The sequence below is a fragment of the Xylanibacter brevis P6B11 genome, assembly GCF_000621825.1.
GTDB lineage: Bacteria > Bacteroidota > Bacteroidia > Bacteroidales > Bacteroidaceae > Prevotella > Prevotella brevis.
Genome location: NZ_JHXG01000012.1, coordinates 127,856 through 138,523, shown reverse-complemented (window position 1 = coordinate 138,523; position 10,668 = coordinate 127,856). Strand labels below are relative to the sequence as shown.

Below are 10,668 nucleotides of genomic sequence, written 5' to 3'. Positions count from 1 at the left end.
GTTGGCAACGCCCAGGCAGACATCGGTGCCATACACCGAGTTGTGTTCCGCCATGTGCTTGCACAGCTCAGGGTAGGTCATGGTCTTCAGCGATACGATGCGGGCATAGACCTTGCCGAACATCTTTGAGTTTCTCATCTGGTTGACATAAGTTTTGTAAAGTACAGGCATAGTGTTAAGGTATTAAATGGTTAATAATAACCCCCTCTAAATCTCCCCGAGGGAAGACTTTCTTGCTCCCTCCCTCGGGAGGGCAGGGGAGGGGTTGGTTGTTGGATTTCGTTTGGTGGCCCCATTCGTCCCGTTTGCCGGCATTAAACGCTCTGTTTGGCGCCTCCATCCTCCGTTCCTCAAATGTATCGCAAAGGTACTAAATAAATGCGAGGTGCGCAAATGTAGAGACCATAAACCACCATTTTTCGAGGGTATTTTTTAGGGGTAAAATACAGAAAAATATATATCGGGTATTCTGTATGGTGTCTTAGCCTGAAATACGTTGACTCCTGCCAAGCCTCTTAAAAGTTAAAAAGAGTTATGAGAAAAGGTCAACGTTTTCAGTACGAAGTCCACTAATCCGGGAAAAGGGGCAACAAAAGCAGGAAAGCAGACAACCGGATCAGAGAGATAAGTAAACAGAATCAGTATAATAAAACAGTAATTAACAAAACAGTAACAAATCAAGGCTCAGAAGGAGTCAACATTATACAGGGAAAAACACCTCAAAACGGACGAACGGACGACGGACGAACGGACGTTTTGGTGTTTTCAAAAATAATATAAGAAAAGCATATTATTATATATATTATAATATATATAATAATATGAATAATAATATATATAATTATAGATTTTATCTATTATCTCCTCCTTTGCTAAAAAATATTGGGAAAACGTCCGTTCGTCCGTCGTCCGTTCGTCCGTTTCGAAAAAATGCAAAGTAAAAAAATTGGTGGTGTAGGTTTTTATAGCTATCTTTGCATCAATTAAACTAAAGACCAAGCATGAAAGCGCAATATCTTACACATAACACATTGATTTTGGGAGGGTTATACCACCCCCAATTTTCGTTATGTAGTATAGCGACTTCGCTTCGTTCGTCAATCAATATTATTAATTTCCCCTTGCTGCGCTGGGCTTTAGCCTTGTGCCGTAAGGCTTATTGTGTTTATTTTACCTTAACCTAAGTGCACAACCCCTACTGTGCACTTGCATTTTTATGGGAAAAACGGAGAATAATTCAAAAAGAATTTGTATATTTGCCCCGAGAAAATGACAAAGATTAAGTCTTCATCCATCTCTAAATATAGTATTACCAAATTCTATTAATTATATGACAAAATCAAAACGACTACTCATTTCTATGCTCACCCTGCTTTGCTGCTGCACAGGGGTGTGGGCAACGTCCCTCACGGGTAGTGGCACGGAGGCCGAACCGTATCTGATTTCGTCGGCTGACGACTGGAACGAGTTCTGCGACAATATTGCTACCTACAAAAGCAGCTACATTAAGATGACTGCCGACGTGACCGGCGTGTCTAAGATGGCAGGAAGCAGTGATAATTATTTTGCCGGCATATTCGACGGTGACCTGCATACTCTTGACGTCAACATCAGCGTAATTAATGGCAACAACGCTAATGCCCAATATGTCGCCCCGTTCAGTCGTGTTCGTGACGGCACGATTAAGAATCTCCATGTGACAGGCAGCGTGACGGCTTCCGGTTACTCCACAGGCGGACTGATTGGCTGGGCTGAGAACTGTACCATATATAAAGTCATCGTGTCGGCCTCGGTCACCAACCATTACAACCCTCCCATGGGTGGCTTCATCGGCGACGCTAAGGGCAGTGAGAGCATCTACTTCACCGACTGCCTCTTTGACGGCGAGCTCAATAGTAACGTCAGCTACAATGTTTCTGGACACAACACAAACTGGACAAACAAGGTCGCCGGCTTTGTTGGCTGGGACGATGGCGGCAAACCCGTCATGACGCGCTGCCTGTTCGACAGTTCCACCGTTCCCTCGGCAGGCTTTCATCCTGTCGCTGTAGCCCAACATGGCTCATGGACTGGCGCTTCGGCCACCAAAGTGTATTACACCACAGCCAAGTCCGACGGATTCCCCAGCGATTTCGAGGCCTCCAACCTTGCTGGTGAGAGCAAAGTGGGTGCCTCAAATAGTTCTATTGTTAATAGTTTGGGTAGTGAATTCTGGGAAGAAGTCGATGGCAAGGTTGTGCCCAAATGGAGTCACCTCGATGAACTCTCGAAGGACGGTGACGACTATGTTATCGCTACGCATGATGACTGGATGACGTTCTGCGCACAAGTGAACGCCGGCTACCATACCTACAGCGGCATGACGGTGAAATTGACCGCCAATATCACCGACGCGGTGACGGCGATGGTTGGCGCGAGCGAAGCCAAATCGTTCCAAGGCACGTTTGACGGCCAGGGCTACACGGTTAATGTCAACATCGAGAGCACGACTGATAATACGGCTCCGTTTAGTCGGGTAAAGAATGCTACCATCAAGAACTTGAAAGTTACTGGTGAAACCAGGTTCACTACTTCGCCTGAAGTAGGATTTGGCGATGCTACTTCAGGACTTATCGGTCTCACTTTTGGCACCGTTAATGTCCAGAACGTAAAAAGCTCCGTTCGTGTCCGAGGCTACAATTACTACGGTGGTCTCATTGGTCATGGTGAAAATGCTATCATCACTATGACGGGCTGCGTTTTCGACGGCAGTCTTGAAGAATTTACCGCCAATAGCGGCACTACCATACACGCCGGCGGACTCATTGGCTGGGGCGAGAGAACGATGAGCGTCACGATAACCGACTGCCTCTTCGCAGGTACTTACACTATCGGCAGCGGCGGTAGCGGCAATCATAACTTCCACCCCGTCGGCTACTATCGCGCGTATGATGGTACTATCACTGATGCTACGCTGAGAAATGTTTACTACACCGTAGCCGCCACATCCCAAAATTATTGGAATTGGGGAACAACCATCTCATCTGAAGCCAAGCTGGCCCGTACCATCAGCACCAGCGACGCTAACGTGACCACGCTAGGCATCAGTGGAATGGCCACTGAGTATTATGCTAGCGGCATGACCAGCTACAGCACAGGCATCATGTACAACTCGATGCTCTATGCCGGCAGCGGCGACGAGGTGAGCCTGACGCTCGGACACGCTGATCGCGAGGGCTATACGTTCAGCCAGTACGAAGTGACGGGCGGCGGTTCGCTCAACGATGCGACCAGCAACACGCCGACGCTGACGATGACCGATGCCAACCAGACTATCAGCGCAGCATGGACGAAGAACGAGGTGGCTCTGACCGACGGCAATGACCTGACGGCATTGACGGCATACGCAGGGAAGACATGCAAGGTGGCTTACTCGCGCTCATTCACTAACGGCAAGACTTCGACAGTGTGCCTGCCCTTCGCCTACACGAAGAAGGGGACCGAAGGCTTGTTCTATGAGTTTACCAGCATCACAAAGGAGGGCAGCGAATACGTGGCTACGATGACTGAACCTAATGTATCGACACTGACTGCCAACACGCCGTATCTGTTCACGCCGTCGGCAACGGGAAATGTCGATTTCGGCGGTACGTATGAAATTCCTGCCAGCATCACGGCAGGCTCGACCGTGAGTGGTGACTGGACGTTCCTCGGCACTTACGAGACTGTTTCGTGGACAGAGGCTCCAACGGGCATCTATGGCTTCTCGGCTCAGGATGTTAGCGAGCAGGGCATTAGAAAGGGTGAGTTCGTGAAGGTAGGCGAGTATGTGCGCATCAAGCCCATGCGTTGCTACCTGAAGTATAAGAACGGCGGGGAGGACTTCGCCGGAGCTCGTTCCGCAGCCCCTGGCGAGCAGCTACCAGAGACCATCAAGGTACGCCTGATTGGTGCCGATGGCGAGGTAACGAGCATCGGAAGCCTACAGACGATTACTGGCGAGGCAACCTTCGACAACGACTCGTGGTACACGCTCGATGGTCGTCGCATCGAGGGCAAGCCCAGCACAAAAGGTATCTATGTGCGCTCGACCTCAGGTCGCTTTCAAGGCAAGAATAAAGGTAAAATGGTAATCATCAAGTAAAGAACGGAGGACACGACTATGACAAAGAAATATTATCAGAAACCCACGCTGAATGTTGTGCAGTTGCAGCAACAACAGCATATCCTGGCAGGAAGCGACATCCCCACGCTGAGGGGCATCAAAGGCGAAGACGACGACCCCGACATCTGGTATGATCTCGAGTAATCGCATCATCCTATTATCATCGAAAGCGGGCTATTTAGCTCGCTTTTTGCATTTTTAACGGGGGAAATACGCTCAAAATAGTAGTTTATATTTTATTTAATATGTCTGATTACGTAGAAAAGTATTATCTTTGCATGTTGCAAAAGACTATCGCCGAGTGCGATGCTTTGAAACAAACATTATAAAAAAAATGATTGAATAGAACTATGGATATAAAAGAACTATAAGAATATATGGTAAAGCAGCAGAAATGGCAATGGCAGGAGCCTGGCAGAGCCTGGAAGGGTGCTGGCCTGTACCACATTACACTGACTATTCCCGACCGTCAGCCGCTGTTGGGCACGCTGGACATCCCTGAGGGTGATCCCACTAAGACCGTAGTGAGACGCACACCGCTGGGCAATTCTTTGGTTAATTGTCTATTGGATATCCCCAACCACCATCCAGAGGTGCAGGTGCTTCACTTCTGCCTGATGCCTGACCACCTGCATGCTGTATTATATGTCCGTCGCACGATGCCCACAGGCATCAAGGGGATGGTGCGCGGATTCTGGCAGGGCGTGAAGAAACTTGGGCGGGCTTCTTCCGTTAGTCCGAATGACATTCGGAGCAACCACCAAGAAGGCTTAGAAAACCGAAACCGCCAAGAAGGGACACTGGGACTTCGGGAGGCTACGCTTGGCTTGGAAGCCTTCGCTGAGGGGCTAAAAGGGCAGATGAGCGACGAGGCCTATTACAACCTGCCGTCTGTTTTCACAGAGATGCCCTTCATCCGTCCGATGGGCCGAAAGACCCAACTGCCCAATACCATACGCTATATTGACATGAACCCACAGCGACTGGCCACCAAACGACTAAAGCCAGGTTTTTTCCGCGTGCAGCAAGGCATCGTTATTGGCGAACGTAGCTACGATGGTGTGGGTAACACAACGTTGCTGATAGCTGGGCGGTTTATGCCTGTGCATGTACGAAGCATTTGGGTGAAGGCAGCGGAACATGGTGACAGCCAGGCACTTCGGGAATATAAGAACGGCTGCGTGCTGTCAGCTCGCAAAGGGGTGGTGATGGTGTCGCCCTTCATCTCTGCAGACGAGAAGCAGGTGATGCAGGTATTGCTTAACGAGCAGCATTTCTTCATCCTGCTTGCCGACAATGGCTTCCGCGATTATTTCAAGCCCTCCGATGCCCTCTTCGATGCCTGTGCTGCAGGTCGTGTGCTAATACTCAGCCCTTGGCCATACAATGTCGAGAAACGGAAAATCAGCCGTGAGGAGTGTGTTGCACTGAACGAAATGGCAGAGGAAATCTGTCATCAACTGGAAAGAGATAGGGATTGACAATCATTAACAGAAACTTTCTCCCGCTCGTCGCTGAAATGAGCGTGATATTTTGTATCTTTGCGCTTCGTTTGCGCAGCGACGCTGGTACCTTTATAAAGTGACTAGAAAAAGAACACTAAATTAGATAATAATAAAGATTATATGTCAAGATTTGCACAGTATTACGCAAAATACAAGCGCGATGCCGACTGACAGGCATTGACGCCAACGAGCCGCTGGGCATCCCCAGCGACCAGCCCGCCCGCTGGATGGCGCTGGCTGTGGCGATGGCGATTCATGAGAATGGAACGGACTCTCTGGACTACTTCGCCATGCTGCAGGGGTGGCAGATGAGACTGTAGAACATGTGGTACTGAAAGCCTGAAACCGAGCCGCAAACATGGTGTTGCGACTCGGCTTTTGGCGTCGGGGGGCGCAGAAACCGTTCAAAACATAGCAATTTCAAATCAAGTGGTGTGCAACAGCGGTGGTTCGTTTGCCGATGTGAGGATGTTTTCGTATCTTTGCCACAGATTTTCAACCTAAAACGTAATGATGATGATGAATCCTAAATGGATACTTGCACTGCTGGTGATGGTGGCACATACCGCTCTGGCAGAGACAAAATGGATAGATGTTACTGCTCGATTTCTGAAAAACCCTGGGTTCGACACTTCTGATCGCTCTGACTGGAACCTGACGGGCGAGGCGGGGTCGCTGGGGGCGGTGAGCTTCTCGTGTATGGAGATGTGGAGCGGATATATGCGACTGGAACATACGCAGACGGACGTGCCCAACGGGCATTATCGCATCAGCGTGCAGGGACTTTATCGCACCCGTGCACACGACAAGGCCTACGAACGATACCAGAACGGCACGGAGACCATCAGCGGATTTCTGTTTGCACAGCAACGGCAGGTGGCGCTGCAGAGCGAATATAGTTTCCACTTCAATGAGTCGGTGGGACGGTGCTATACGCCCGATGAAAAGGTGTTTTTTCCTAACTCTATGGAGACGGCTCAGATGGCTTTTGCTGCGGGGGCGTACCAGAACACGTTGGAGTTTGACGTCACTGACGGGACCGTGGCCTTTGGTGTCTACAACACGCAGGATATGGCGCGCAACGACAACTGGATGATTTTCGATGGGTTCAAGATTGAACAGCTGGTAGAGGTGCGCGTGCCACAAAGGGGTGGGGTGTGCCTGAACGAGGTAATGGCCTCTAACATAGATGTGTTGATGAGTCCGGCTTACAACTTTGATGGATGGATTGAACTCTATAACCCTTTGAACGAGGAAGTTACGCTGGGTGGATGCTATCTGAGCGACGATGCCAGCATGCCGATGAAATGGCGCATTCCTGACGGTTTTGGCAATATTCCTGCGCGCGGCTACCGTACCGTATGGATGGGCAGCAACAATATCAATGCAATGCAGGCACCGTTTAAGTTGGATGCCGAGGGCGGTTTGCTGATGCTCTCGAACCAGCGGGGCGAGGAGCTGTTCTGCGAGAACTATGCCGAGGCCATAGGGCGCACCTCGTGGGCTCGCACCACGGATGGCGGAGCGCAGTGGGCACATACGGCCACGCCCACGCCGCAGCAGTGCAACAATGGGGCGGCGTATGCCAACGAGCAGCTGGAGGCGCCCGTGATTGCGCGACAGGGGGGCTTCTTCGATTCTAATTTCACGCTGCGCGCCACAGCACCTGAGGGCACCACACTGCGCTATACCACCGATGGCACCACGCCAACGATGACCAATGGGGCTACGATGGGGGCGCAGGGCATCGCGGTGACAAAGAACATGTCTGTGCGCTTCCGACTGTTTCAGGAGGGTAAGTTGCCCAGCGAGGTGGTGACGCGCACCTTTGTGAAGCGCGACCATCCCCACACGTTGCCCGCCATCATGGTATCTACCGACCCACGTTATCTTTACGACGATTCCATCGGTGTGTACGTGCGTGGTGTCAACGGGCGCACGGGCAACGGACAGTCGTCGCCCGTGAACTGGAACATGGATTGGGATAGGCCCGTGAACTTCCACTATGTGCTGCCAGGCTCTGACGAGGTGGCTGTGAACCAGGATGTTGACTTCTCGATATCGGGCGGATGGACACGCGCCAACAACCCTAAATCGTTTAAGTTGAAAGCCGACCGCATTTATGACGGACAGAACGCTTTCAGCTATCCGTTTTTCGACAGCAAGCCTTTTCTGAAGAGCAAGACCATACAGGTGCGCTATGGCGGCAACGACTCGCAGTGTCGCATCAAGGATGCGGCCATCCACGAGCTGATACAGCGCTCGGGCATCGACCTCGACGTGATGTCCTATCAGCCGGCGGTGCACTATCTGAACGGGGAATACAAGGGACTGATAAACGTGCGCGAGCCCAATAACAAGGATTTTGCCTATGCCAACTGGGGGCTGAGCAAGGATGAGCTGGAGGTCTATGAGCAGAGCCCCGACAGCGGCGCCTACATGATGCTGGGCACGAAGGATGTGCTGGAGCGACTCTACGAACTGTCTAAGAACGCGGCCGACCAGGCGGTGTACGACGAGATCACGGCGCTGCTGGATATCGACGAGTATGTGAACTATATGGCTGCTGAGCTGTTTCTCTCGTCGTGGGACTGGCCCGACAATAACCTGAAGGCTTATCGCAAGACGGATGGCGGACGCTATCGCATCACTTTCTTCGACCTGGATGCTGCCTTCGGAACGGAGGGGCGCGAGTACGACGAGGAGGGCGAGGTGTATATGGGCGGCAACCCGCTGCGCTGGATGGAGGGCATGCAGTGGCATCGCTATGACTATATCTACGACACGGCCGAACGCCGCTATGGCGAGATTAAGTTCTGTACGTTCTTCCTGAACATGCTGAGAAACGAGGGCTTCCGCCAGCGCTTTGTCACGATGATGACGCTGATGGGCGGAAGTGTGTTTCTGCCTGAAAGGGCAGAGGCGATACTCGACGAACTGGGCGAGCGCGTGCGACCCACCATGGCGTGGGAAGGGGCTTCGCCCGATGGGTCGCTCAACGAGATACGGCATGCGCTGAGCGGGCGCTCTGCTCGCATGGCGGGCTATATGAAAGACTATGAGCCTCTGGCACTTGCCAACCGCACCACGCGCCAGATGCTCTTCACCACCAATGTGGACGGCGCCTCGCTGCGCCTCAACGGTGAGACGATACCTTATGGCGACTTCGAGGGCACGGTGTTCCTGCCTGCCACCGTCTGTGCCGAGGCGCCTGCGGGCTACCGCTTCAAGGGGTGGGCCTCGAGTCGCAATGCGTCGTGGTACTACTCGATGAGCGACAGCCTGGTGATCACTGAATCCATGGACATCGGCAGGCTGGTGGCTTGCTTCGTAGAGGATGCGGCATCGGCTCCCGTTGTGGTCAACGAGGTGAGCGCTGCCAACGAGATCTTTGTAAACGACTACCAGAAACGCAGCGACTGGGTGGAGCTGTATAACACCACCGAAAGTCCTATCGATGTGGAGGGAATGCTGCTGAGCGACGACCTGCAGAATGCTGAGAAATATGTCATCACGAAGGGCGATGCGGATGCATCCACCGTGATAGAGCCTCGCGGGTACCTCCTCGTGTGGTGCGACAAGCTGGAGCCCGTGTCGCAGCTTCACGCCCCGTTTAAGTTGTCGGCCAGTGGTGGCGTGGTGACCCTAACGGCTGCCGACGGTTCGTGGACAGACAGGATGGCTTACGATGCCCACTCGGGCACTGAGACCGTGGGGAGATACCCCGATGGAACCGCTCAAATCTTCAAGATGAACATACCCACCATCGCTAAGCGTAATCTTCGCACCAGCTATCTGGCCGCCGTCAGTCAGGACATCGTGGATGGCATCCATGAGCAAGAGGATGGGGGAGACGATCTGTCGCTTCGCTACGTGGCTCGTCACCTGATCGTCTGCAGCAGTGAGTCAGCGCATGTCCGTCTGCAGCTGTATGCCCTCTCTGGTCAGAAGCTCTCGCAGCGCACGGTGGCTCTCAGTGCAGGGCGTGCCGATGTCGATTGCAGTCAGTTGCCTGCCGGCTGCTATGTGGCACAGGTTACGGATGCGAGTGGGCATAAGGTGGCTTGTAAGTTTGTGAAACAAGACTAGAGACCCACCCCCGTTCCCCTCCCTGTAGGGAGGGGCGTTTTTACTCTCATCGTTGAGTGTTGCGCCGAAGGCGCACCACCTCTCACCTCTCACTTCTCACCTCTCACTTCTCACCTTGCGCCGTAAGGCGCACTATTCCTCTACATGCGTCAGCGAATTGATGAACGACGAGACGAAATTGCTGATGCTTTCCATGGGGGAATAGCGGAAATACTTGGCTGAGCGGCGCGCTTGCCAAAACATGGCACTCGTGTTGTTGTTGTGCACAAAGATGTCGTCGCCCTGCGAGAACTGCCACTCGTGCTTGTCGGTGCCCTGCGACTGCAGCAGCTCTTGCGTGATGCGACTCACGTCGTGGCGCTTGCCTGTGGTCGTGAACTTGATGTCCTCTTCGGTCAGCCCTAAGTAACTGATCAGGAGCGTGGCCTCCAGTTGGGCAATGCTCTTCAGCCCCAACTTATGAACCCAATCGCACAACTTGTCGTTGTCGATGGGATAGACCTCTGGCTGCTTGATGTAGCATCCCAGTGCGATGAGAGGGTGCAGAAAAAGGCCGTCGTTCAGCAGGTGATGGGCCGTAGAGGCGATGAGATAAAGGGCCGTGAGGGTGACGGATTTTCCGCCCTCTTCGTCTATAATCTTACTTAAGCGCTTCTCGCCTAACTTATTGGGTAGCTTCGGTTTACTAATCTTTATCTGCATATTTCCATCGGCCTTCTTCCACAGCTCCATCTGTTGAGGGGGAATCTGCAGGAAAAACTGGTCGCTAAGTCTGTCGATGCCTTCTCGTACTTGTGGTGCCACATGCTGCAGCATGGCGAGCTGATAGATGCGGTTCCACTTCCAGGCAGACATAGGTTCTATCTGCTCCTGGGTGCCGAAGATGCCAGCTCGTAAGAGACGAAAGAAATTGCGAATAATGATTTCCAT

5 protein-coding genes are annotated in these 10,668 nt (G+C 52.2%); 4 read left to right on the top strand and 1 reads right to left on the bottom strand.

Features of this window, described 5'->3' with window-relative positions; translation table 11 throughout:
* Positions 1–1,330: 1,330 nt before the first annotated feature.
* The 4 genes from T496_RS0108350 to T496_RS0108335 all read left to right on the top strand — a co-directional run bounded on the left by T496_RS0108350 (position 1,331) and on the right by T496_RS0108335 (position 9,738).
* Positions 1,331–4,123: an InlB B-repeat-containing protein gene (locus T496_RS0108350; RefSeq protein ID WP_155808777.1), complete on the top strand. Its 2,793-nt coding sequence runs from the start codon at positions 1,331–1,333 to the stop codon at positions 4,121–4,123.
* A gap of 18 nt (positions 4,124–4,141) precedes the next feature.
* Entirely contained in the window at positions 4,142–4,288 is a 147-nt protein-coding gene (locus tag T496_RS14935; protein ID WP_155808775.1) for a hypothetical protein, read from the top strand.
* A gap of 233 nt (positions 4,289–4,521) precedes the next feature.
* A complete protein-coding gene (locus T496_RS0108340; RefSeq protein WP_027450361.1) occupies positions 4,522–5,625 on the top strand; it encodes a hypothetical protein in 1,104 nt (367 codons plus the stop codon).
* A gap of 534 nt (positions 5,626–6,159) precedes the next feature.
* The gene (locus T496_RS0108335; protein ID WP_027450360.1) at positions 6,160–9,738 is read left to right on the top strand and encodes a CotH kinase family protein; all 3,579 of its coding nucleotides are present in this window, start codon (positions 6,160–6,162) and stop codon (positions 9,736–9,738) included.
* 132 nt (positions 9,739–9,870) lie between these two features.
* Here the strand turns inward: T496_RS0108335 and T496_RS0108330 are convergent, their stop codons facing one another.
* On the bottom strand, positions 9,871–10,668 hold the full coding sequence (locus tag T496_RS0108330) for a hypothetical protein (RefSeq protein WP_027450359.1): 798 nt from the start codon (positions 10,666–10,668) through the stop codon (positions 9,871–9,873).